Source organism: Bacillus yunxiaonensis, from assembly GCF_037104695.1.
In the GTDB taxonomy this organism is placed as follows: domain Bacteria; phylum Bacillota; class Bacilli; order Bacillales; family Bacillaceae_G; genus Bacillus_A; species Bacillus_A yunxiaonensis.
The window spans coordinates 409,207-433,005 of record NZ_JBAWSV010000002.1 but is presented as its reverse complement, the minus strand read 5'-3'; the positions used below and the strand labels follow the sequence as shown (position 1 = coordinate 433,005).

21 protein-coding genes are annotated in these 23,799 nt (G+C 37.5%); 16 read left to right on the top strand and 5 right to left on the bottom strand.

All coding sequences use genetic code 11. The annotated features are described in order from the left end of the window. Positions 1–41: 41 nt before the first annotated feature. From WAX78_RS08315 to pheA, 8 genes are all read left to right on the top strand, one after another. On the top strand, positions 42–590 hold the full coding sequence (locus tag WAX78_RS08315) for a sporulation initiation phosphotransferase B (protein WP_336481812.1): 549 nt from the start codon (positions 42–44) through the stop codon (positions 588–590). Further along, complete coding sequence (obgE, locus tag WAX78_RS08310; protein ID WP_336481811.1) at positions 590–1,876, top strand: GTPase ObgE; 1,287 nt, start codon at positions 590–592, stop codon at positions 1,874–1,876. The genes WAX78_RS08315 and obgE overlap by 1 nt, the downstream gene beginning before the upstream one ends. A 149-nt stretch (positions 1,877–2,025) precedes the next feature. Next, positions 2,026–2,733: a response regulator transcription factor gene (locus WAX78_RS08305; RefSeq protein WP_336481810.1), complete on the top strand. Its 708-nt coding sequence runs from the start codon at positions 2,026–2,028 to the stop codon at positions 2,731–2,733. Continuing rightward, positions 2,723–3,805, top strand: a complete 1,083-nt coding sequence (locus WAX78_RS08300) for a sensor histidine kinase (RefSeq protein WP_336481809.1) — start codon at positions 2,723–2,725, stop codon at positions 3,803–3,805. The genes WAX78_RS08305 and WAX78_RS08300 overlap by 11 nt, the downstream gene beginning before the upstream one ends. A 93-nt stretch (positions 3,806–3,898) precedes the next feature. Continuing rightward, complete coding sequence (locus WAX78_RS08295) at positions 3,899–4,675, top strand: ABC transporter ATP-binding protein (RefSeq protein WP_098914034.1); 777 nt, start codon at positions 3,899–3,901, stop codon at positions 4,673–4,675. Continuing rightward, positions 4,650–6,563 carry an ABC transporter permease gene (locus WAX78_RS08290; protein ID WP_336481808.1) on the top strand — a complete coding sequence of 638 codons (1,914 nt, stop codon included), beginning with the start codon at positions 4,650–4,652 and terminating at the stop codon, positions 6,561–6,563. Before WAX78_RS08295 ends, WAX78_RS08290 begins: the two co-directional genes overlap by 26 nt. A gap of 49 nt (positions 6,564–6,612) precedes the next feature. Beyond that, positions 6,613–8,526 (top strand): ABC transporter permease, encoded by a 1,914-nt coding sequence (locus tag WAX78_RS08285; RefSeq protein WP_336481807.1) that lies wholly within the window; start codon positions 6,613–6,615, stop codon positions 8,524–8,526. Between the two features lie 96 nt (positions 8,527–8,622). Further along, complete coding sequence (gene pheA, locus WAX78_RS08280; protein ID WP_336481806.1) at positions 8,623–9,477, top strand: prephenate dehydratase; 855 nt, start codon at positions 8,623–8,625, stop codon at positions 9,475–9,477. A 34-nt stretch (positions 9,478–9,511) separates the two neighbouring features. Here pheA and WAX78_RS08275 read toward each other — a convergent pair whose 3' ends face one another. From WAX78_RS08275 to WAX78_RS08265, 3 genes are all read right to left on the bottom strand, one after another. Next, positions 9,512–10,159: an MOSC domain-containing protein gene (locus WAX78_RS08275; RefSeq protein ID WP_336481805.1), complete on the bottom strand. Its 648-nt coding sequence runs from the start codon at positions 10,157–10,159 to the stop codon at positions 9,512–9,514. 92 nt (positions 10,160–10,251) lie between these two features. Next, positions 10,252–10,797: a transcription repressor NadR gene (locus WAX78_RS08270; protein WP_336481804.1), complete on the bottom strand. Its 546-nt coding sequence runs from the start codon at positions 10,795–10,797 to the stop codon at positions 10,252–10,254. Then, positions 10,794–11,936, bottom strand: coding sequence for an IscS subfamily cysteine desulfurase (locus tag WAX78_RS08265; RefSeq protein WP_336481803.1), 1,143 nt, complete (start codon positions 11,934–11,936; stop codon positions 10,794–10,796). Before WAX78_RS08265 ends, WAX78_RS08270 begins: the two co-directional genes overlap by 4 nt. Before the next feature lie 124 nt (positions 11,937–12,060). Between WAX78_RS08265 and nadB the strand changes: the two genes are divergently transcribed. From nadB to WAX78_RS08235, 6 genes are all read left to right on the top strand, one after another. Continuing rightward, positions 12,061–13,587 carry an L-aspartate oxidase gene (gene nadB, locus WAX78_RS08260; RefSeq protein ID WP_336481802.1) on the top strand — a complete coding sequence of 509 codons (1,527 nt, stop codon included), beginning with the start codon at positions 12,061–12,063 and terminating at the stop codon, positions 13,585–13,587. Positions 13,588–13,608: 21 nt separating this feature from the next. After that, positions 13,609–14,442 (top strand): carboxylating nicotinate-nucleotide diphosphorylase, encoded by an 834-nt coding sequence (gene nadC, locus WAX78_RS08255; RefSeq protein WP_336481801.1) that lies wholly within the window; start codon positions 13,609–13,611, stop codon positions 14,440–14,442. 30 nt (positions 14,443–14,472) lie between these two features. Next, a complete protein-coding gene (gene nadA, locus WAX78_RS08250) occupies positions 14,473–15,579 on the top strand; it encodes a quinolinate synthase NadA (protein WP_336481800.1) in 1,107 nt (368 codons plus the stop codon). Positions 15,580–15,979: 400 nt separating this feature from the next. Further along, positions 15,980–18,379 carry a SafA/ExsA family spore coat assembly protein gene (gene safA / locus WAX78_RS08245; RefSeq protein WP_336481799.1) on the top strand — a complete coding sequence of 800 codons (2,400 nt, stop codon included), beginning with the start codon at positions 15,980–15,982 and terminating at the stop codon, positions 18,377–18,379. A gap of 133 nt (positions 18,380–18,512) precedes the next feature. Further along, entirely contained in the window at positions 18,513–19,253 is a 741-nt protein-coding gene (nadE, locus tag WAX78_RS08240) for an NAD(+) synthase (protein WP_336481798.1), read from the top strand. Between the two features lie 95 nt (positions 19,254–19,348). Further along, on the top strand, positions 19,349–20,080 hold the full coding sequence (locus WAX78_RS08235; RefSeq protein WP_336481797.1) for a YhcN/YlaJ family sporulation lipoprotein: 732 nt from the start codon (positions 19,349–19,351) through the stop codon (positions 20,078–20,080). Positions 20,081–20,446: 366 nt separating this feature from the next. Here WAX78_RS08235 and WAX78_RS08230 read toward each other — a convergent pair whose 3' ends face one another. Beyond that, positions 20,447–20,572 (bottom strand): hypothetical protein, encoded by a 126-nt coding sequence (locus tag WAX78_RS08230; RefSeq protein ID WP_336481796.1) that lies wholly within the window; start codon positions 20,570–20,572, stop codon positions 20,447–20,449. Beyond that, a complete protein-coding gene (locus tag WAX78_RS08225) occupies positions 20,569–21,663 on the bottom strand; it encodes a response regulator aspartate phosphatase (RefSeq protein ID WP_336481795.1) in 1,095 nt (364 codons plus the stop codon). The genes WAX78_RS08230 and WAX78_RS08225 overlap by 4 nt, the downstream gene beginning before the upstream one ends. A gap of 544 nt (positions 21,664–22,207) precedes the next feature. Between WAX78_RS08225 and WAX78_RS08220 the strand changes: the two genes are divergently transcribed. Both WAX78_RS08220 and ruvA read left to right on the top strand, forming a co-directional pair. Further along, a complete protein-coding gene (locus WAX78_RS08220; RefSeq protein ID WP_336481794.1) occupies positions 22,208–22,738 on the top strand; it encodes a BofC C-terminal domain-containing protein in 531 nt (176 codons plus the stop codon). 440 nt (positions 22,739–23,178) lie between these two features. Continuing rightward, positions 23,179–23,796: a Holliday junction DNA helicase RuvA gene (ruvA, locus tag WAX78_RS08215; protein ID WP_336481793.1), complete on the top strand. Its 618-nt coding sequence runs from the start codon at positions 23,179–23,181 to the stop codon at positions 23,794–23,796. Positions 23,797–23,799: the final 3 nt, after the last annotated feature.

Sequence of the window (23,799 nt, the reverse complement as noted above, 5' to 3'; positions counted from 1 at the left end):
GGGTGCAGGTTAGAGTTTTTCTATATTAAAGGGGTATATGGATGAAGGAAAAATGGACAATTATAGATGCGCTGCGTCACTCGAGACATGATTGGCTCAATCGTATGCAGATGATTAAAGGAAATCTTTCGCTTGGAAGAGTGGAAGAAATTCATGAGCTCATCAATCGTTTTGTCCAAGAAGCGAGACAAGAATCGAATCTGATGGGGCTTTCTATGCCCAAGTTTTCAGAATGGATTTTAACATATAATTGGAAACAGCACCCGTGCTTGTTGGAGTACGAAGTATTAGGAAAGATACATAATTTATCACATCTAGATGAGAGCGTTTCTATATGGACGGCTCAATTTTTCCAAATACTTGAGCATAGTTTAGACGTTTATGTTGAAAATTATGTTTGTATCACAGTTGAATGTGAAGATGAGGATGCTCGTTTCTTTTTTGATTTTCGTGGCAAGCTAACAGATGTACAAGAAATACAAGAATGGCTTGCTCATCAACATAATAAATGGTTTTCCATTTCTTATACAGTGCGAGATGAAGAAATCTCGGTTATATTACAACTACTAGAAAAAAGTGTGGTGAGATAATGTTTGTAGATCAGGTCAAGATATATGTAAAAGGCGGCGACGGTGGAAACGGAATGGTTGCGTATCGTCGTGAGAAATATGTTCCAAAAGGTGGCCCAGCAGGCGGTGACGGTGGTAAAGGTGCCGATGTTGTTTTCGTAGTAGACGAAGGATTACGTACATTAATGGATTTCCGCTATCAGCGTCATTTTAAAGCAGATCGCGGTCAACATGGAATGAGTAAAAACCAACATGGCCGTAAAGCGGATGATTTAATTGTAAAGGTTCCGCCGGGAACAGTTGTAAAAGATGAAGCTACTGGTCAAATTCTTGCGGATTTAGTAACGCATGAGCAATCAGCAGTTATCGCAAAAGGTGGCCGTGGTGGTCGTGGTAACTCACGTTTTGCGACACCAACGAACCCAGCTCCAGAAATTGCTGAGAACGGCGAACCAGGTCAAGAACGTGAAGTAGTACTAGAATTGAAAGTGTTAGCTGATGTAGGACTTGTTGGATTCCCAAGTGTCGGTAAATCAACATTATTATCTGTTGTATCATCAGCACGTCCGAAAATTGCCGAATATCACTTTACAACAATTGTTCCAAACCTTGGAGTAGTTGAAACAGGTGATGGCCGCAGCTTTGTTATGGCAGATCTTCCAGGATTGATTGAAGGTGCACACGAAGGTGTTGGGCTTGGACATCAATTTTTACGTCATATTGAACGTACACGCGTTATCATTCATGTGATTGATATGTCTGGTTTAGAAGGACGCGATCCATATGAGGATTATGTAACGATTAATAACGAGTTAAAAGAATATAATCTGCGTCTAACAGAGCGTCCACAAGTTGTTGTTGCGAACAAAATGGATATGCCAGATGCAGAAGAAAATTTACAAGCGTTCAAAGAAAAAGTGGGCGATGAAGTGAAAATCTTCCCTATTTCTGCGGTAACGCGTCAAGGTGTTCGTGATTTACTATTTGAAGTAGCAAATCTAATAGAAACAACACCAGAATTCCCAGTGCATGAAGTAATCAGTGAATCCGATGCAAGTGTAATGTACAAATTTGAGGCTGAAGGTTCTAACTTTGAGATTACACGTGAAAGCGATGGTACATTTGTCATTTCTGGTTATGACATTGAGAAAACATTCAAGATGACAGACTTTACTCGTGATGAATCTGTACGCAGATTCGCTCGTCAAATGCGCGGTATGGGCATTGATGAAGCACTTCGCGCGCGCGGTGCAAAAGACGGCGATATTGTAAAAATTCTTGAATATGAATTTGAATTTATCGACTAAAGACTGCCGAAATACGGCAGTCTTTTTTATTTGCCAAAGTAAAAAAATCTCCTCAAATGGAAATTTACCCTTATAATGGAAAATGGGTGGATGTAAGGCACGTAGTAATTGTGCCCTCATGTACTTTTAAAAAGGGAGTGGGAAATTGTATGTATAAAATATTAATTGTAGAAGATGATCTGAAAATTTCTGATATTTTAGAAGGACATCTAGGGAAATACGGTTATCAGTCATTTCGCGTGCAAGATTTTCGTCATATAAAAGATGAATTTGCAAAAGTGAACCCTCATTTAGTTTTACTTGATATTAATTTACCATACTTTGACGGCTTTTATTGGTGCCGTCAAATTCGTACTATTTCTAATGCGCCGATTATTTTCGTTTCTGCACGTACGGGAGAAATGGATCAAGTGATGGCAATTGAAAATGGCGGAGATGATTACATTACGAAACCATTTCACTTAGATATTGTCATGGCAAAAGTAAAAAGTGCACTGCGCCGTGTGTACGGTGAATATGCTTCAGGGGCGGAAAGTGATTACTTTGGAGTCAGTGGATTACTTTTATTTCCAGCACAGCATATGGTAGAGTGGCAAGGAAAGCAAGTGGAACTTACAAAAAATGAGTATTATTTATTAGAATGCTTAATGAAGCAAGCGGATCAATATGTAACGAGAGAAGAATTATTAGAAGCGTTATGGGATGAAATTGCTTTTGTTGATGACAATACTTTAACTGTAAATGTAAAGCGTGTTCGCAAAAAGTTAGAGGAGATTGGTATTAGCGATGCAATTGTTACGAAACGAGGCTATGGATATGCGCTCCTAACGAACTGGGTGAATGAACATGAATCTTAAAAAGTATGTGATGGACCGCACTGCATTGCTTATTTCTTATATCATGAGTGTGGTTCTATTTGGTCTTGTCTTGCAGCTGCAAGCTTTTTTGCAGAAACAATCTATAAATTGGACTACCTGGCTATATGGATTTTTATTATCAATCGTCGTTTTTACTTGCTTTCTTATGTATGATTACCGGAAAAGGCAAGTTTTCTTGCAAAAAGTAGAGCATTACATTGCAGAGGGACACGAGTTGCATCATTCTTTATCGATCAGTTCGTCATATTCATACGAACAAGAAACGATTGTAGAAGCCTTTTCTCTCCTGAGACAACAATACATGAATGAAGTGCATGAACAACAAGCAAAAGGAGAGCAGCAAACGATCTTTATGAATCAGTGGATTCATCAAATGAAAACGCCGGTATCTGTCATTGAACTATTGCTGCAAAAACTTGGACAAACGCACCGCGAAGCAAGAGATACGATTGAAAGTATTCGTGAAGAAAATAATCGTATTTTACAGGGGTTAGATTTAGCGCTTCATATGGCACGCCTCGAACAGTTTGGGAAAGATTATAAAATAGAAGAAATTAATGTGGTGGACATTGTTCGTGATAGTATTAACCAGCATAAAAAAACATTCATTCAGTATTCTGTATATCCGAAAGTCACGTTTGATAAAGAGCAGTATATGGTAGCTTCGGATCAAAAATGGCTTAGTATTGCGATCAATCAAATTGTGATGAATGCACTGAAGTATACAAGAATTACAGAAAAAGAGAAAAAAGAAATTGTATTTCAGATAGAAGAAACAGAAAGCGTCATTACATTACATATTCGTGATAGCGGAATAGGGATTCCAAAACAAGATATAAAGCGAATTTTTGAACCGTTTTTTACAGGAGTCAATGGACGGAAAACAAGAGAAGCGACAGGAATGGGATTGTATATTACAAAACAAATTTGTGAGCATCTTAGCCATGGAATTTCTGTACAATCGATAGAGAATGAGGGGACAACATTTACGTTCCAGTTCTCGAAAGATAAAGGATATCACCAAATGATGAGGAAAATGACAAAATTGTAAGATAACAAACCGTTTTGTAAGGGAAATCACTCGTTACTTTCCCTCGTTTTTTCTATAGTAAAAGTAAGAAGAAAATACATAGGGGGATGTAAAATGAGTGTTCTTGAAGTAAAGGGTTTAACAAAAGTGTATCAATCAAAAGGTTCGGTAACGACAACGGCACTAAATAATATTAACTTTAAAATTGAAGAAGGTGAATTTGTCGGTATTATGGGACCATCAGGAAGCGGGAAAACAACGCTTCTAAACCTACTAGCGACAATTGATAAGCCAACATCTGGCCATGTATATATGAATGGTGAAGAAATTAGTCAAATGCGTGCTGCAAAACTTGCAGCGTTTCGCCGTACACACTTAGGGTTTATTTTCCAAGATTTCAACTTACTTGATACGTTATCAATTAAGGAAAATATCATTTTGCCACTTGTAATGGCCAATCGTCCTGTGAAAGAAATTGATGCGAAAGTATTAGAAATTGCAAAGTTTCTAAACATAGAGGGAATTTTACATAAAAAAGTGTACGAAGTATCAGGCGGTCAGCAGCAGCGTGCGGCAGCAGCACGGGCGATTATTCATCAGCCGACTTTAATTTTAGCGGATGAACCGACAGGAAACTTGGATTCCAAATCAGCGAAATCATTAATGGGTGCTCTGCAAGAACTTCATGAAGAAAAGAAAGTAACGATTGCGATGGTAACACATGATCCTGTCGCTGCAAGCTATTGCGAACGTATTTTATTTATTCGTGACGGCGAAATTTTCTCAGAGATTCATAAAGGAGAAACAAAGCAAGCCTTTTTCCAAGAAATATTAGATGTACTTGCGATGTTAGGGGGAGAGTACCATGAACTTTCGCCAGCTCGCGTTTAATAATGTCAAAGGAAATTGGCGTAATTATAAAGCGTTTTTAATTAGTAGTTGTTTATCGATTTTTGTGTTCTTTATGTATGCTTCGTTTATTTATCATCCAGATGTCGTGAATGGTAATATTAGTGAGAAAATGCGTGTTGAAAAAGGATTAGAGACATGTAATTATATTGTTATTTTATTTTCCGGGTTATTCATTTTATACTCCAACTCCATTTTTTTACGAGCTCGTAAAAAAGAGTTAGGGCTATTCACTTTAATTGGTGCGACAAAAGGACAATTAGGAAGAATGATTATGCTAGAGCAAATGATTCTTGGATGCATTTCAATTGTCAGTGGAATTGCTCTTGGTATGCTCGGTTTACCACTCTTTTTTAAAGCAGTAAGTGCTGTAATAGGAATTGAAAAAGCATTGCCATTTGTCTGGAATGGAAAAGCAATCGTAATCACTGCCGGTGTATATTTGATTCTCTTTTTCGTATTATCATTATTTGGATTATGGGCGATATGGAGATTGCAAATTATTGATCTACTTCGCGATGCAAGAAAACAAAGAGTCGAGCCATTTTCGTTTACATGGTTATTTTTAGCCGGATTACTAAGTATTATCGTTGCTTACGTTCTTTGTTTTCAAGTAACGTTCATGAACCTTACGGTGTACTTCCTTCCAATTGTTGGTTTAACGATTATCGGAACCTATTTTTTATTCACGCAAGGAAGCGTTGTTTTATTAAAAGCATTGCAAAAGAGAAAGTCGCTTTTTTATAAGCAGCCGAGTTTGTTTGTTATTAGTAATCTCGTTTATAAGATGAAAGATAACGCACGTTTTCTATTTGTTGTTTCGATCATCACAGCAATTGTTGCATCGGCAATGGGGACGTTATACGTCTTTTTTGAGGATATGAGTGCAAAAGTAGTGCAGCATTCTCCGCATGCTATTTCCATTCAGGAAAAAGGGGTCAACTCTCATGAAGTGGTGAAAGAAGAAACATTGCAATCACTACTTAAAAAACATAATTTTGAACAGGCACGAAAAGTAACCGTAACAGAAATACCGGGAACATTTCATATAAAATGGATGAATGAAGACCGAGAATTTGATATAAGAATTATCTCTGAGCAAGAATTTAATGCAGAAGCGCGAAAGCAAAAGGAAGAAGAGATTCATAATAAGCCGGGAACTGGCACAATGGTTGTGTTGGATATGATGAATGAAGTTATGAAATTTGATACAACGAAGCCTTTTACATTTAAAGTACAAAATCAATCGTATGAGCTGAAGTTAAATAAGCCATATACAAAAGCGATATTTAATACTGGTAATTTATTTGTTGTAAATGAGCAAGACTACGCCAAGTATGCAGCTGCTGTCCCAGATACAGAAAAGATGATGTATTACGGCTATTATATTCAGAACTGGAAAGATACGGAGGCTCTCGTGAAAGAATTGAAAGGTCACATTGCCGATGATAAAAAAGTGAATTTTGATAATTCTATTCTTATTTATCAAAGTGTAAAAGAAAATGGTGCGATTACGATGTTTATTGGTTTCTTCATAACAATATTGTTCTTCTTTTTTGCTTGCAGCATGACATACTTTAAGTGGTTTAATGATAAAGAACAAGATCGTATTCAATTTCATTCTTTAAAACGAATTGGTATGACGGATCAAGAAATTCGTAAAATTGCAGTTAGACAAATGGGAGCGATTTTCTTCATTCCTATCTTGATAGGTATTTTACATAGCGGGTTTGCATTATATACGTTAGGAAACATGTTGTATTTAGACTTATGGAAATCAGGAGCGGTTATTATTACAGCATACGTACTAGCATCCGCATTATATTTTGCCATTGCACAAAGAGGATATTTAAAGCACGTAAAAAGCTAGGACTTCCTAGCTTTTTACGTATGTAACGGGCTTTAGAGGGGGTGGAAAGGTGAAGTTTTACCAACTTACTTTTCAAAATGTTAGAGGGAATTGGCACAACTACAAAATATTTTTCTTAAGTAGTTGCTTTTCTGTATTTGCCTTTTTTATGTACACATCTATTATTTTGCATCCTTACATGAAAACGGGTGATTTGTATAAGGGGGTACAGTCGGGCCTTATTGTGTGTGATGTGATTGTAATTGCTTTTTCCATTATATTCATTCTTTATTCTAGTTCGATTTTTATACAATCTCGTAAAAAAGAATTTGGGCTATTTATATTAATGGGAGCTACGAAAGTAAATGTCATATGTATGATGATAATGGAGCAACTTGCAGTTGGGCTCATTGCGAGCTTTGCTGGGATAGGGATTGGTCTGTTATTTTTAAAGTTATTTTTTATGATTTTTAGTTTATTGCTTAATATGCCGGATCAATTGTCGTTTATTTTTAGTTTAAAAGCTGTTGTTGTAACGATTATCACATACGTCACTATGTTTCTCTTTTTATCGATTTTTAGTGCACTACGTATATGGAAAATCGAAATTATTCATTTATTAAAGGAAATTCAGGAAGGAAAGAAGGAAACAAAAAGTAAGAAGTGGCTTTGGTGGTTCGGTTTCGTCTGTATAGGAATTGGCTATGGTTTAACAACAAAAGTGACGATGATGAATATTGCTTTGTATTTTATACCTGTTTCCATTTTAACGACAATTGGTACATATTTTGTATGCACACATGGTACGATCCAAGTATTACAAAGGATTAAAAATAGAAAGAGTGTGATGTATCAATATCCGTATTTATTCGTTGTCAATCAGTTGTTACATACAGTAAAAGATAATCGACGTTTTTTCTTTATTTTATCTATGTTAACAACGATAGTAGTAACAGCTACAGGTTCTGTCTATTTATTTTTTTTAAGTATGAAAGAACAACTTCGTTACAATCAGCCGCATGCTTTCTCATATGTTGAAAAAGGAATTGGTTCTAAGGAAGTAATGGCGAAAGAAACGGTTGAAAATCTGTTCCGTAAGCACGGTGTCAATGATTTTCGTTATGCAACGTTTGTTGGAATCCCGGTAACATTTCAGTTAGATTCTAATAAAGAGTCTTATGCAACTGTGATTAGCGAAGATGAGTATAATAGAGAAGCAAACAGGCAGTCGAAGCAGCAGGTGCATCAGAAGGAAGGAACCGTAACATTTGTTTATTATGGTAATTATGATGTTCCGCCTCGGCATCATAAGAAGTATATAAATTTTAAAGCGCTAGGAGAAACATATCAATTTGCATATAACGGAGCATATGAAGGAAATGTATTTAATACGGATAGTAGTCAGCGTAGCGGCAGATTTCTCGTTATGCATAATCAAGATTTTCAAAAGCTTTCTCGTCAAGTTCCTGACCATGAAAAATATGTATATAGCGGATATGAATTAAGAAATTGGGAGAATAGAGAAAGATTAGGTGAAGAATTACAAGCTTACATTTCAAAAGGGAAAGAAGCAGTAACACGTAATAATGTGTATATATATAAGACGATGAAAGACGGAGGGAATCTTATATTATTTATCGGTTCATTCATTAGTGCACTCTTTTTTCTTGCATCCTGTAGCACAGTTTATTTTAAATGGTTTCATAATATTGAATATGACCGCATGCAATATCAAGCTCTTTTAAAAATAGGGATGACAAAGCAAGAAATATATAAGATTTCACGTTGGCAACTAGGGGTTCTATTCTTTTTCCCCGTTTTATTAGGAAGCATACATAGTGCAGTTGCCTTGCATACGTACTATGTTGCCTTTTTTTTATCTAAATCATTTGGACTCGTTTTAGAGGTCATTGCAGTTTATCTCATCGCGTGTATACTCTATTTCTTCTTTGCACAAAAAGAATATATGAAACATATAGGCTAGCTCTTGCTAGTCTTTTTGTTTTAATATTCTAAAAATAAGTAGAAGAATATAGATGTTTATGGTATAACAGTAAGAAAACGAAAAAGAGGGGAAAAGATGACGATTCGAGTTGGCTATTTAGGACCAGAAGCAACATTTACAAATATGGCGGTGAGTCGCTTCTTTCCTGAGGCTGAACATGTACCATATCGAACGATTCCAGATTGTATAGATGCAGCAGCAAATGATGTTGTAGACTTTGCCGTTGTACCGCTGGAAAATGCGATTGAAGGCTCAGTAAATATTACGATTGATTATCTTGTACATGAGCAAACGTTGCCAATTGTTGGCGAAATTACAGTACCTGTTCAGCAACATTTGCTCGTTCATCCGCAACATGCACAAGTATGGAAAGACGTATATGCAGTACATTCTCATCCACATGCAATTGCGCAGTGTCATAAGTTTTTAAATCAAGAATTAAAAGGTGTGACGGTGCGTGATATGACATCAACAAGCGCTGCCGCGCAGTTTGTAATGGAACATCCAGAAGAAAAAATTGCGGCAATTGCAAATGAGGCTGCAGCTGAAAAATACGGATTATCTATTGTCCAACGTGATATCCATACGCATAAAAATAATCATACGCGTTTTCTCGTATTGCATAAGAACGAACAAGTTGAATTACCGAGAAATGGGGAGCGCCGCGGGACGAAAACAACGCTTATGGTAACGTTACCTTCAGATTATGCAGGGGCGTTATATCAAGTATTATCCGCATTTGCATGGAGGAAATTAAACCTTTCAAAAATTGAGTCTCGTCCGATGAAAACGGGCCTCGGCAATTACTTTTTCTTAATTGATGTGGAAAAAGAGTATGATGATGTCCTGCTTCCAGGAGTAAGAATGGAGTTAGAAGCACTTGGCTTTTCTGTCACATTACTTGGAAGTTATTCTTCTTATTGGGTGTGAAAAAGAAAATCCCATTGCATATGCAGTGGGATTTTTATTTAAACTTTTCTAATCGTGCGGTCAATGATTTTCGCCAATCTTCTGCGAGTTCGGGAACTGCGATAATCTTTTCCATGCTCTCTACATCTTTTTGTCCCCGGAAATAGACTTCGTTCGCAAATAGAATAGAAACTTGCTGCGGGTGACGTTCAAGTAAGGTAATCTGTGAATTTTTACGAACCGTTCCTTCTTGCAAAACGCGGCATAAATATCCAGTATAGCCAGTTTCGACAATGCGAGGTAAAATACCAGAAATGCCGAGTCGTTTCGAAATTGTACTGCATGGGATTCTTCCTTGCGTTACTTGAACAATTGCATCTCCAAGCTGATAAATGTCACCAATACAAACGTCCTGCTCTAACATATTTGTAACTGTTACATTTTCTCCAAATGCAGATGTAGGAAGTGATATGTGAAATTCTTTTTCCCATAGCTGATAATGTTCGTAAGGATAGACACAAACGGCACGATCAGGCCCTCCGTGATAGCGTAAGTCCGCAACACCGTCTCCTCTAAATCCATCTTTTGATAAAAAAGCATCATCAACAAGCTGTTTACATATGCCAGTTGTCATTTCTTTATCTTCTGCATATTGGATTGTTTTTGGTTTTCCGGTGCTAAAGTGAATGAGTTCGATTCCCATATATTTTCTCCCTTCCCATCATTTTTTTTATTGTAGCATGGATAAAAACAAAAAAATGCACAGAGATAGTAAAAATTCTCTGTGCGTTTTTTTTAATGAACAAGAAATCCAGCTCGGTCTAATGCCTCACAAGCTGCATTTAATTTTTCAATAGAATCTGCTTCAATTGTATGCAAATGAATCCCATCTGTAAGTTGAGATAAATAAGTCGCTTTTGTTTCCTCAATCTTTTTTAAATACTGTTCGAGTTCAAATCGATTACTTACCAGAATTAAAGCAGTTAAATCTCCGTATACTGGATGTTCCACTTTTACATCTTTAATTGTAACTCCATGGTCAACGAGTAGAGTAAGCTCTTGGCGTACTTGTGATGGCTGATGCTTGGAAACGATAATGCGCTCGAATGTAGTATGCTGTTTTTCTGACGGTCTTAAATATAAATATCCTTGTGCCGTTGCAATAATAGGTTCGTTTCGGGCTTTTAATAAAGAAATATCTTGTACGATGACCTGACGGCTTACGTTTGTTTTCTTTGCTAATTCACTGCCAGACAATGGTTTACTTGCGGCGAGGAGCCATTCTAAAATGAGCTGTCTCCTTTCCTCTCCTAAAATCTTTTTTTGTTTATTTTGACTCATTTACTATTAACACCTCTATTAAATTGATTTCCGATTGCTATAAGTGCATGGATTGTTGCATCAATATGTTCTGTTGTTGTTTGATGTCCGAATGAAAAGCGGACATACTGCTTTGCTTCTTCATATTCTTTGCCGATGGCAAGCATCGTTTTAGAAGGCTCCTGTTTTCCAATTTGACAAGCGCTTCCTGTAGAAATAGCAATACCGCGGCGATTGCACTCTAGCATTGTATACTGTCCTTCTATTCCTTTTATTGTAACCCCAATGATATGAGGTAAACAAGAAGTAGAATGGCCTTCAATTTGTATTTCGTGTGAAATGGCTTGTAATTGCTGGGTAAAGTATGCTCGTAATTCTTGTAAACGGGTCATCTCCAGTTGTTGATTCTTTAACATGTGCTGTGCTGCTGTAATAAACGAAGCAATGCCAGGGACATTCACGGTGCCGGGACGAAATCCTTTTTCATGAGAGGTGCCAGGAAATACTTGCCCCCATCGAACTTGTGGATTTATATAGCATGCTCCCACCCCTTTTGGGCCGTAAATTTTATGAGCAGAAACAGAGAGACTATCAATATTCATCTTAGTTACATCGATTGGTATTTTCCCAAATGTCTGCACGCAATCTGTATGAAATAAGACGTTACGTTTTTGAAGAATGGCCCCAATTTCAGCAATTGGTTGCAGCGTTCCAATTTCAGAGTTTCCATGTTGGATGCTAGCAAGTACAGTGTGTTCTGTAATAGAACGTTCGAGTGCATCAAGTTGAATCATGCCAAGGTGATCTACAGGGACTTCAGTAATTTCATAGCCTTGCTCTTGAAGAAGGTGAAAGTAATTTCGGATAGATGCATGTTCCATAGGTGTTGTAATGATATGCTTTCCGTTTCGAGCATTTAGTAATGATTGAATCGCAAGATAGTTGGACTCTGATCCGCCGCTCGTAAAAAAGACCCCTTGTTCTTTCCCGCTAATCATCGTAGCAAATGCTTGGCGGCAAGACTGTAATAATGAGGAGGCAGTACCGCCAATATCATGTAAGCTTTGTTCATTACCGAAATAATGTTCAGCGGCTTTTGTATACGTCTCTAGCGCTTCTTTACTCATAGGTGTTGTTGCAGCATAATCCATATATATCATAGAGCATAGCCCTTTCTTTATAAGATTTTCGTATCATTTTATAAAAAGCTCTTGTTATTATTTTAAATATATGTAAATATAGGTGTCAAGACAGTTGAAAAGTGTAAAGTAGGGGGCAATGAAAATGCCAAATGCAGATGTCTTAATTATCGGAAGCGGGGTTGCAGCGCTGCGCGTTGCGCAAAAAATTTGTCACGAAAAGAATGTGATTATTATCACAAAGAAAACAGGGCGAAATAACAATACAAATTTAGCGCAAGGCGGAATTGCAGCAGCAGTTGCTTCATACGATCATCCAGATGATCACTATGAAGATACGCTTACAGCAGGATGTCATTATAACAATACGGAAGCTGTTCGTTACTTAGTAGAGCAAGGGCCGAGAGAAATGAAAACCTTACTAGATAACGATATGCGCTTTGACGGTGATGAACAAGGATTACACCTTGGAAAAGAAGGTGCGCATCGAAAGCGACGTATTTTACATGCGGGCGGGGATGCGACCGGAAAAAATTTGTTAGAGCATCTTGCAGACCAGGTACTTCCATATGTGGCAGTTGTTGAACAAGAAATGGTCTTGGATTTTATAATAGAGAATCAAACTTGTCATGGTGTTGTTACACGTGATAGTAAAGGGAATATACAAAAATATTACGCACAGTGTGTCGTACTGGCAACAGGCGGTATTGGCGGAGTATATGAGTTTAATTCTAATGATCGTACAGTTACAGGCGATGGGTTAGCGATGGTATATAGGGCTGGGGGAGAACTTGTTGATTTAGAATTTGTACAGTTTCATCCAACGATGTTATATGTAAATGGGAATTGTTGCGGTCTTGTGTCAGAAGCGGTGCGCGGAGAAGGAGCTATTCTTCGAAACTCAAAAGGAGAGCGGTTTATGACGCGTATTCATGAACAACAAGACCTTGCACCGCGTGATGTGGTCGCGCGTGTCATTCATGAACAAATGTTAGCTGGTGAAATCGTGCACTTAGATATCTCATCTATTTCAAATTTTGAAGAGCGTTTTCCAACTGTTTCTTTTTTATGTAAAAAGAATGGCGTTAACATGGAAAATAAGTATATTCCAGTTGTACCAGGTGCTCATTTTCATATGGGCGGTGTAAAAACAAATTGTAACGGAGAAACATCGATCAATCGTTTATATGCAGTGGGTGAAGTCGCATGTAATGGTGTACATGGTGCGAACCGCCTTGCGAGTAATTCGTTATTAGAAGGCCTTGTATTTGGAAAACGTGTAGGGGAACACATTTTAGCAAATATTGAGCCGCAAATCGTGAATAGTGATGGAGCAGTACAAGGTGAGTTACCGCACATACGGTTGCCGCGAAAAGAAGAAATACAAAAGCTGATGATGAAATACGTTGGGATTGTACGCACGGAAGAAGGCTTATCGTATGCGAAGCAATGGCTAGAGCAGTATGGAACATATAGTAAAATGCTTCCATATGAAGACCTTACAAATGAAGATATAACAATTATTAATATGTTAACTGTTTGCCAGTTACTAACAAAAGCTGCACTGCAAAGAAAAGAGAGTATTGGCGGTCATTATCGCAGTGATTTTCCAAAGCGTAGTAACAGGACGTGCGAAATTGTAATGAAAAAGAATATGTTGCAATTAGCTTAACGAAGGGAAAAGAGGGGTTCTATGAATACATTAAAAATAAAAGAGGCACTGAAACAATTTTTTCTAGAAGATATCGGGGAGCGAGATGTAACATCGCAGCTTATTTTTCCGAACGACTTGCAAGCACGGGGAACGTTTCTTGTAAAAGATACGGGTGTTTTTGTAGGAGTTGATGTGATTAAGGAAGGTTTTTCATTATTAGATAATCGAATTGAAGTGACACTTCATAAAAAAGACGGAGATATGGTAACGAAAGGAGATATCCTTACCACTGTACAAGGGCCGATTGTTTCTTTATTAACAGCTGAGCGTGTTGTGTTAAATGTGATTCAGCGCATGAGCGGAGTAGCGACGATGACAAGAAAGGCAGTTACTGCACTAGGAAGCGATCATACACGCATTTGTGATACGAGAAAAACAATGCCAGGGCTTCGTATGTTTGATAAACATGCAGTTGTATGCGGCGGCGGTTATAATCATCGCTTCGGATTATACGATGGTGTCATGATTAAAGATAACCACATTGCGTTCGCTGGCTCTATTACAAAAGCGGTAACAGCAGTGAAAGAGCAGCTTGGACATATGGTAAAAGTAGAAGTGGAAACAGAAACGAAAGAACAGGTGCTAGAAGCAGTTGCTGCTGGAGCAGACATTATTATGTTTGATAATCGTACGCCAGAAGAAGTGAGTGAATATTGCAAGCTCGTTCCAGCTGCAATTGTTACAGAAGCTTCAGGTGGGATTACGATTGAGAATTTGGCAAAGTATGGTCAAACAGGTGTGGATTACATTTCGTTAGGATTACTAACTCACTCTGTTAAAGCGTTAGATATTAGTTTCAACATTGAAGTGTGATGGAAAGAAGGGAAAAGGGGGACTTCACAGATGAGTATTTTAGAAACAGTGCAACCGATTGAAACGATGTTACCAGATCGTTATCAAACAATGTCAATCGAAGAAATGGAAGCACGTGTGCGTGAAATTAAAGAGAAGCTAGGAGAAAAGCTCTTTATTCCAGGGCATCATTATCAAAAAGATGAGGTTGTTCAATTTTCTGATTCAACGGGAGATTCCTTGCAGCTTGCACAAGTAGCAGCGCGCAACAAAGAAGCGAAGTATATTGTGTTTTGCGGTGTTCACTTTATGGCCGAAACAGCTGATATGCTAACAACAGATGAACAAATTGTCATTCTTCCTGATATGCGAGCTGGCTGTTCTATGGCTGATATGGCTGATATTGAACAAACAGAGCGAGCTTGGAAAGAATTGCAGCAATTATTTGGAGATACGATGCTTCCATTAACATATGTAAACTCAACTGCTGCAATTAAAGCATTTTGCGGCCGAAATGGCGGTGCGACTGTTACATCTTCTAATGCGAAAGAAATGGTTGAATGGGCATTTACACAAAAAGAGCGTATTTTATTCTTACCAGATCAGCATTTAGGACGTAATACAGCATATGACCTTGGGGTACCTTTAGAAAAAATGGCGGTTTGGGATCCACACACAGATTCATTAGAATATGATGGGAATGTAGAAGACGTTCAGGTTATTTTATGGAAAGGGCATTGTTCTGTCCATCAAAATTTTACTGTGAAGAATATTGAAAGTGTAAGAAAAAATCATCCAGATATGAACATTATTGTTCACCCAGAATGTTGTTATGAAGTTGTTGCAGCCTCCGATTATGCAGGTTCAACAAAATATATTATTGATATGATTGAAAAAGCTCCGTCTGGAAGTAAGTGGGCAATCGGTACAGAAATGAACTTAGTTAATCGTATTATTCAGCAGCATCCAGATAAAGAAATTATTTCATTAAATCCATTTATGTGTCCATGCTTAACGATGAACCGTATTGATTTACCACATTTACTATGGGCGCTTGAAGTAATCGAGCGCGGCGAGCATGTAAATGTAATTCAAGTAGATAAAAAAATAACAGAAGAAGCGGTACTTGCGCTAAACAGAATGTTAGAGCGAGCATAGAGGCGACGGATTTCCGTTGCTTTTTCTTTTGTACATAATTCTGCTTTTATGAGCATACATTGTGTTGAAGCAATCATTGTGTTAATACTCGTTTTTATCTCGCTATTCGTGGACAGTAAGACCTCCACCTCAAGATTCAGAGAAAAGCATTGTCCAGCTCTAGCGGTTAGAATCTCCGGTCGTTTCGCCCCATCGGACGAGGCAAAAAGCGCCTCTTTGTCGGGGGCGCGGGCGTCCTGCGATTCTGAGCGAGCCGCTTCCGCTTTTCTTAAGAAGATAGGTGGGGATAGCTGTCTGTAAAAGCCCGATTGGTTCAACTAACCATTAGTGGGGATGAAGAAATACTCCACTGATGGAAGTTTCACTTTATTATAGATAAGTTATACAGGAGGGGGAAAATTTGAAAATTCATATCGTGCAAAAAGGGGATACCCTTTGGAAAATTGCGAAAAAGTACGGGGTGGATTTTGAAGCATTAAAACAAGCGAATACACAGCTTAGTAATCCAGACTTAATTATGCCGGGCATGAAAATTAAAGTACCATCTCATGGTGTTCCGATTAAAAAAAATCCAGGTGCTGGTTCAGTCCCTCCAAAAGAATATGTAAAAGAAGTGCAGCAAAAAGAATTTCCTGTTGCGCCTAAACCTCTTGGTATAGAAGAAGAGGAGGAGGTCTCACAAGCTGGGCCAATTACAGAAAAACCAGCAGCGCAAATACCGCAGAAGGAAATGCAAGTAAAACCACAAAAAGAAGTACAAAAGGAACAACCTATACAAAAAGAACAGCCTATACAAAAAGAGAAACCAGTAGAAAAACTACCTGTCGTTGAGAAGAAACCAGTTGTTAGCAAAGTAGAAAAACTACCGGTTGTTAGCAAAGTAGAAAAACAAAAAGAGAGCACAAAATTTTCCGTGAACATTTTACCACAGCCGCCGCAACCACCGGTAAAAGCGAAAAAAGAGTATAAAATTGCAGATATTATAAAAAAAGGTAACGATTTAATTGCTCCGCAAGTAAATAAAATGAAGGGAAGTAATGTTGTCGCACCAGGAGTGAAGAAAGAAAATATAAGTAACGTCATCGCACCAGGAGTGAAGAAAGAAAATATAAGTAACGTCATCGCACCAGAAGTGAAGAAAGAAAATGTAAGTAATGTCATCGCACCAGAAGTAAAAAAAGAAAATGTAAGTAATGTTATCGCACCAGAAGTGAAGAAAGAAAATGTAAGTAATGTTGTTGCACCGGAAGTTACAAAAGAAAATATAAGCAATGTCGTTGCACCGGAAGTTACAAAAGAAATTCCACAAGTGCTCCCACCTAATGTTACGATGCCGATAATGGAAAATATCCATCCAAGTGTTATGCCGATAATGGAAAATATCCAAATGCCAAATGTGATGTCGATGATGGAAAGTAATCAAATGCCAAATGTGATGCCAATGGCGGAAAATAGTCCAATGCCAAATGTGATGCCAATAACGGAAAATAGTCCAATGCCAAGTATGATGCCAATGATGGAAAGTAATCAAATGCCAAGTATGATGCCGATGATGGAAAGTAGCAATATGCCAAATATGATGCCGATGATGGAAAGTAATCAAATGCCAAGTATGATGCCGATGATGGAAAGTAGCAATATGCCAAATATGATGCCGATGATGGAAAGTAGCCACATGCCAAATGTGATGCCGATGATGGAAAGTAGCAATATGCCAAATATGATGCCAATGATGGAAAGCAATCCAATGCCAAATGTGATGCCAATGATGGAAAGTAATCAAATGCCAAATATGATGCCAATGATGGAAAGCAATCCAATGCCAAATGTGATGCCAATGATGGAAAGTAATCAAATGCCAAATATGATGCCAATGATGGAAAGTAGCCACATGCCAAATGTGATGCCGATGATGGAAAGTAGCAATATGCCAAATATGATGCCAATGATGGAAAGCAATCCAATGCCAAATGTGATGCCAATGATGGAAAGTAATCAAATGCCAAATATGATGCCAATGATGGAAAGCAATCCAATGCCAAATGTGATGCCAATGATGGAAAGTAATCAAATGCCAAATATGATGCCAATGATGGAAAGTAGCCACATGCCAAATGTGATGCCGATGATGGAAAGTAGCAATATGCCAAATATGATGCCAATGATGGAAAGCAATCCAATGCCAAATGTGATGCCAATGATGGAAAGTAATCAAATGCCAAATATGATGCCAATGATGGAAAGCAGCCACATGCCAAATGTGATGCCAATGATGGAAAGTAATCAAATGCCAAATATGATGCCAATGATGGAAAGTAATCCAATGCCAAATGTGATGCCGATGATGGGAAGTAATCAAATGCCACCATTTGCACCAATGCCGTATCCATACCCACCATCATACCCACAACAGATGCCATATCAATCACCATACCCACAGCCACACTATCAAATGCCATATCAACAAAATCCATACTACGGCATGCCGGCAATGCAAGGTATGCCGCCAATGCAGGGCATGCCACAATATGATATGCAATACACTTCTATGCCAAATCCAAATGTCGCACCTATAGCAATGGATAATAATGCACCGCCAATGGCGCCAATACAAGAGGACTGTGGCTGTGATGATGAACCAAAATTGTATAGTCCACAGCCAGGTGTACCATATTTTCCACGTGAATCTTATCAACAAAATCCATATATTCCGTATACACCACAGCCTGGTACAATGTATTATCCACCAAATCCTCCTTCTGCATTTGGTACACCATATTTGGAAGAAGAGGAAAATTAAAAAGAGTGTCAAGGAGCCGTTCTTTTATACAGAACGGCTTTTTTTGTGAAAATCTGTTTGGAAATTCGGAAAAGATTAGATAATATAGTAAAATGAGTACAAATGAATCCTGCTGAGAAAGGAAGTAGCAGAAATGGAACAAAAAATTGAAAAACTTGTTGAGTGGTTACAAACGAAAGTAAAAGAGGCAAATGTAAAAGGTCTTATTGTTGGGATTAGTGGCGGTATTGACTCTGCTGTTGTAACGCATTTAATTAAACGTGCATGTCCAAATGATTCTTTAGGCGTTATTATGCCTTGTAAAAGTAATCCAAAAGATCAAGAGGACGCATTAAAAGTTGTAGAAAGCTCTGGAATTGATCATTATATCGTTGATTTAACAGAGACACATAAAACATTATTTGGTGCAGTAGAAGAGCAACTGAAGTCAAATGGAAAATGGGATGAAGAACGTGCTACATTAGGTGATGCAAATACACGTGCTCGTCTTCGTATGACGACGCTATATGCTGTTGCAAACAACTTTGGTTATCTTGTTGTTGGAACAGATAATGCGGCAGAATGGCATACTGGATATTTCACAAAGTATGGTGATGGTGGTGTAGATTTAGTACCTCTTGTTCATTTCACAAAAGGTGAAGTACGAGAAATGGCAAAAGCATTAGGGGTACCAGATGAAGTTATACATAAAGCACCAAGTGCAGGTCTTTGGGAAGGCCAAACAGATGAAAATGAAATGGGTACAACATATAACACGATTGACAAATATTTAAAAGGTGAGGAAGTTCCTGAAAAAGATCGCCTTATCATTGAGCGTCTCCATGCTCGTTCAGAGCATAAGCGTCATTTAGCAGCAGCGCCTCCGAAATTTTAAGTAAAATACTGACAGTGTAAAAACCCCCTTTGTGACTCATTATAAGAGGGAGCTTTTCGAATGAAAAGTTCATTCTAACAGAGGGGGTTTTTGTATTGAACAAACAAATTAAGCTTATTGCTGCTTCTTTGTTAGTTACCAGTGCATTAGCTGCATGTGGTACACCTAAAAAAAGTGCAATGGATCGTAATGCTACTTATAATTACCAACGGACAGCGTATGAGAATACCGTTCCGTATACAGATAATGTGACACGTACAGATCGTACTACAGATTATGTCACATACCGTAACAATGCAAGAACGGACGATTACGGAAATGTAAAGTATTCAAAAATTAATAAAGACATTCATAATACTCGTAATAACGTTGGATACAATTATTACCGCGATGTAAATTATCACGGACAAATAACGAATCCGTCTCCAACTCGCAATATAACGACTCCGTATCCAACTCGTAACGTTACGATGAACAACTCCTATGTTAACAATGATGGTAAAACAGCTGAAGCTATTACCAATCGTGTGAAGGGTATGGCTAACGTGGAGCGTGTTTCTACTGTTGTGCGTGGTAATGATGTTGTCATTGCAGTAAAATCTCGCAGTGGAACAGATGAAAAAGCATTAACAGATGATATTCGCAAAGCTGTTGCGCCGCTTGTTAACAATCGAAATGTCTATGTTACAGCAAAAGAAGATATGTTTACTCGTGTTGACACGCTTAGCACAAGTCTTCGAAATGGAACAGTTACAAACAATTTAAATCGTGATGTAACAAATCTGTTCCAAGATCTTCGTACGAATGTAACTAATGTGGTGCGATAATGAGAAGAAGGGGAAATGTTATTTCCCCTTCTTTTTACTTGAATAGATTTTATCCCGCTATTCATTGGCAGTAAGACCCCGACCTCAAAAGCAAGGAAGATAGGGGAAATAATTGCTGGCATATGCCCAATTGGTTCACCCAAACATCACTAGGGGAGAAAAAAACCAAAATGATGAAAATTTCACTTGATAAGTCATAATCTTGTTGAAAAGACTTTGGTATCTCTTGAATATGAAGAAATACTGATGTGTATGAAAATAAAATGAGTAACTTTTATATTTTTAATGAATAAGCGGAATGAACATAGAGTAAATGAAAAAGAACGCTTACCCATTTCTTGGATAGCGTTCTTTTTTTGTTAATTATCAACCAGTATCTCCATGTGCGTCCTCAACAACAGGAGTACCTTGTTTAATATCTGTTGATTGTACCCCAAGTACCATTGTAAAAGCTGTCATAATTACCATTAAACTGAATACTGCTTTTTTCATTTTAACGCCTCCATCTCAAAAATTTGTTCTCTAGCTTTACTGCTTAAATAAAAATATTTACTTGCTTTTGAATGCTTGTCTTCGTGGTAGAATTTGATTGCCAGTTTTTCTTCATATTCTTGAATGTAATCATATAATCCTTCATTTTCAAAATAATGAATTCCTTCTAAAATAAATTTTTCTAGTTCTTCCGCAGAGATATTTTGATTGAGTGCTTGGAGTATTGAAAAATGGTGAAAGTATTCTTTGTTTTTCAATTCGTTGCAAATGATCAAACCTTTCTCAATGAGTTCTCCAGCAATGTCTGTTTCTCCTAATTTAAAATGTTCTCTAGCTTTAATAAAAATCGCCTTGTAATGCTTTGGTATGTTTTCAGTAACCTCAGAAAGATAACGAATAGCTAACTCGGATAAATTTTGACTTGCATACATCAAGCCTAAATTATGCCGAACTAATAAAATTGCTTTTTCGTTTTTTTGTTTTTGAAATACGTCCATAGCAGAAACAAAGTATTCTTCAGCCATTTCAAATTCGCTTAAATGTGTGCAAGATAATCCTAGAAGGTTATCACAATAAGCTATTTTTAATTCGTATCCTGAATGTTTAGAAAATATTTTTTTTGCTTTTGTTCCTTGCTTAGTAGCTAAAAGCGCTTGATGAATATGATAATGATATGTTGCTAAGTTGTAATAAAACTCGGCTTTTTCAAGCTCATCAGGAATGTGGTTTAGTAGCATTTCAGCTTTATCATAATGTTCTTTAGCAAGATTATAATTCCCAATTGCGTTAGAATGGATTGCTTTATAAAAATGATAATAATACGCTAAGAAATTATCTGTCGGTGTACCGAAAGATTCAATTTGATCAAAGCTACTTTTTGAAATACTTAAATTATCAACTAAATAACTATATCCAAAATTTAGAAGATGGTAGTAAAGTAATAAGTTTGAGTCTTCGGAGTTATTGTGAATTAAGGTATCAACTTCTTCTTTTAAGCGATTAGCATTATTTATATTACGCAAACGAATTTCTTGATACCAATCTTGTAATAATCTCTTAATCTGTTCATTTCCCGTGATTTGGACGCTCAAAAAATCCCTCCTACTTCCGACATGTGTTTGTAAAGATAATAACAAAAATAGGATATAATAGTAGTTATTTTATACATTTTTCAATTTTTTTCTGAAAATTCAGTTTATTAAAAACTCAATGTCATTCATTTCCCTCTTGCTTTCTTGCACGGTTAATGTTATATTAACAAAGCGATGAGCTAATTTACGTAAGACGAGAGATATGCTTAAGTGCTAAACACGCGGATGTGGCCGCCTGGTCTCTCGCCGTAAACGCATCAAGACGCCTGCATGACAGGCGTCTTTCTTATTATATAGAAAATTGTAGCGGAGTAAGATGAAAATCTTATTCCGCTTTTTTGCTATTTATCTTTTAAACGTGATTCTTTGTAGGAAAGAATTTATTTTAGTCAATTCCATTTTTCGTATGGTCTAGCTTCGCTTCCTAACTCCTTTCGTCTAAGTGGATTAACAGTCGGTGCCACTTTTCTAAGGGATAAAACTTCTATTTTCGGTCAAACTGTAAATAGAAGTTTTTTATTTTCCCTAAAAGAGGTGACAGCATATGAAATTCATGATTATTGCAATGCAGATTGTGCTAGCTATGTTTTGTTTTTATCATGAATCGAGTGTAGCATCGGCAGAGAGTTCGGGTAATGCAGTGGAACAGGAACCTCAAATTACAATCATGTTGCAGCGTATATATTTAGACGGGGAAGTGAGTCAGGAAATTTTTAGAGACAAGGTTTTGCACTTAGAAAAGTTTTTGGAACAATATAAAGAGTGGCAACTTGTTGATCGAGACGATGTACAAGTTGTATTACAAAAACGCATTGATGATATTTCGCCGTTATTAAAAACAAGCGGTTATTTTGGGGTTTCGAAAGAAGGCATTCTCCAAATTTTTAACGGTGTACCCGAAACCGATAATGTCATTCATTCCTTTTTTCAAATTGATATGAAAAAGATGGAGAGTTATCAGCGTGAACGGTTGAAGCGCGGGATTCGGGTGAAATCGAAAGAGCGATTTGTGGAAGTAATGAAAGATATGGAACAGTATTCTATGAGTAATGGAAACAGCCGTAGCTTAAAGTAGCTACGGCTGTTTTTTATCCCGCATGGCAGTAAGACCCCCATCTCAAGATTGAGAGAGAAGCGTTGTCCAGCTCTAGCGGCTAGAATCTCCGGTCGTTTCGCCCCCTCAGACGAGGCAAAAAGCGCCTCTCTGCCTTGGGCGCGGGCGTCCTGCGATTCTGGGCGAGCCGCTTCCGCTTTTCTACAGAAGATAGGTGGGGGACAACTGCCCGTAAAATCCCGATTGGTGAGGGCTTTCCATCAGTGAGGAATGAAAAAACTGCTGGAAGTTTCAGTTTACTTTTGTTTTTTAATCATTTTTATGTTATTCATTCTTTGAGAGTGCTCAGTCAATATAAAAAGGAAAAGATAGGATAGAGAACATTTGTTGGGGGAATCTCGCATTTATATCGTTATTTATGTTAAAATGGAATACATGATTTGAGAGGGAGAGATACAGTTTTGTTTGAATATATTACAGGTTATGTGGAATATGTAGGACCGGAATATGTTGTTCTTGACCATAACGGAATTGGCTATCAAATTTTCACACCAAATCCGTATGTATTTCAAAGAAGTAAACAAGAACTTCGCGTATATACATATCATTATGTAAGAGAAGATATCATGGCCCTTTACGGATTTAAAACACGTGAAGAGCGTTTATTATTTACAAAACTTTTAGGTGTATCGGGGATTGGACCAAAGGGAGCGCTTGCTATTTTAGCTTCTGGTCAAACAGGTCAGGTTGTACAAGCGATTGAACATGAGGATGAAAAATTCTTAGTAAAATTCCCGGGTGTTGGAAAGAAAACAGCGCGTCAAATGATTTTAGATTTAAAAGGAAAATTAGCAGATGTTGTGCCGGATGCCTTTGTTGACCTATTTTCAGATGAAGAGCGTTTCGATGAGAAAAAAGGAACATCTATGGAGCTTGATGAAGCACTGGAAGCACTTAGAGCGCTTGGATATGCAGAGCGAGAAGTGTCTCGCGTAGTGCCAGAATTATTAAAAGAATCACTTACGACGGATCAATATATTAAAAAGGCACTTAGTCTTTTACTAAATGGTAAGAGGTGAGTA

What these genes read in the sequence shown, in the direction of transcription:
- WAX78_RS08315 (WP_336481812.1), top strand. Translation starts at nt 42, where the DNA reads ATGAAGGAAAAATGGACAATTATAGATGCGCTGCGTCACTCGAGACAT.
- obgE (WP_336481811.1), top strand. Translation starts at nt 590, where the DNA reads ATGTTTGTAGATCAGGTCAAGATATATGTAAAAGGCGGCGACGGTGGA.
- WAX78_RS08305 (WP_336481810.1), top strand. Translation starts at nt 2,026, where the DNA reads ATGTATAAAATATTAATTGTAGAAGATGATCTGAAAATTTCTGATATT.
- WAX78_RS08300 (WP_336481809.1), top strand. Translation starts at nt 2,723, where the DNA reads ATGAATCTTAAAAAGTATGTGATGGACCGCACTGCATTGCTTATTTCT.
- WAX78_RS08295 (WP_098914034.1), top strand. Translation starts at nt 3,899, where the DNA reads ATGAGTGTTCTTGAAGTAAAGGGTTTAACAAAAGTGTATCAATCAAAA.
- WAX78_RS08290 (WP_336481808.1), top strand. Translation starts at nt 4,650, where the DNA reads ATGAACTTTCGCCAGCTCGCGTTTAATAATGTCAAAGGAAATTGGCGT.
- pheA (WP_336481806.1), top strand. Translation starts at nt 8,623, where the DNA reads ATGACGATTCGAGTTGGCTATTTAGGACCAGAAGCAACATTTACAAAT.
- WAX78_RS08275 (WP_336481805.1), bottom strand. Translation starts at nt 10,159, where the DNA reads ATGGGAATCGAACTCATTCACTTTAGCACCGGAAAACCAAAAACAATC.
- WAX78_RS08270 (WP_336481804.1), bottom strand. Translation starts at nt 10,797, where the DNA reads ATGAGTCAAAATAAACAAAAAAAGATTTTAGGAGAGGAAAGGAGACAG.
- WAX78_RS08265 (WP_336481803.1), bottom strand. Translation starts at nt 11,936, where the DNA reads ATGATATATATGGATTATGCTGCAACAACACCTATGAGTAAAGAAGCG.
- nadB (WP_336481802.1), top strand. Translation starts at nt 12,061, where the DNA reads ATGCCAAATGCAGATGTCTTAATTATCGGAAGCGGGGTTGCAGCGCTG.
- nadC (WP_336481801.1), top strand. Translation starts at nt 13,609, where the DNA reads ATGAATACATTAAAAATAAAAGAGGCACTGAAACAATTTTTTCTAGAA.
- nadA (WP_336481800.1), top strand. Translation starts at nt 14,473, where the DNA reads ATGAGTATTTTAGAAACAGTGCAACCGATTGAAACGATGTTACCAGAT.
- nadE (WP_336481798.1), top strand. Translation starts at nt 18,513, where the DNA reads ATGGAACAAAAAATTGAAAAACTTGTTGAGTGGTTACAAACGAAAGTA.
- WAX78_RS08230 (WP_336481796.1), bottom strand. Translation starts at nt 20,572, where the DNA reads ATGAAAAAAGCAGTATTCAGTTTAATGGTAATTATGACAGCTTTTACA.
- WAX78_RS08220 (WP_336481794.1), top strand. Translation starts at nt 22,208, where the DNA reads ATGAAATTCATGATTATTGCAATGCAGATTGTGCTAGCTATGTTTTGT.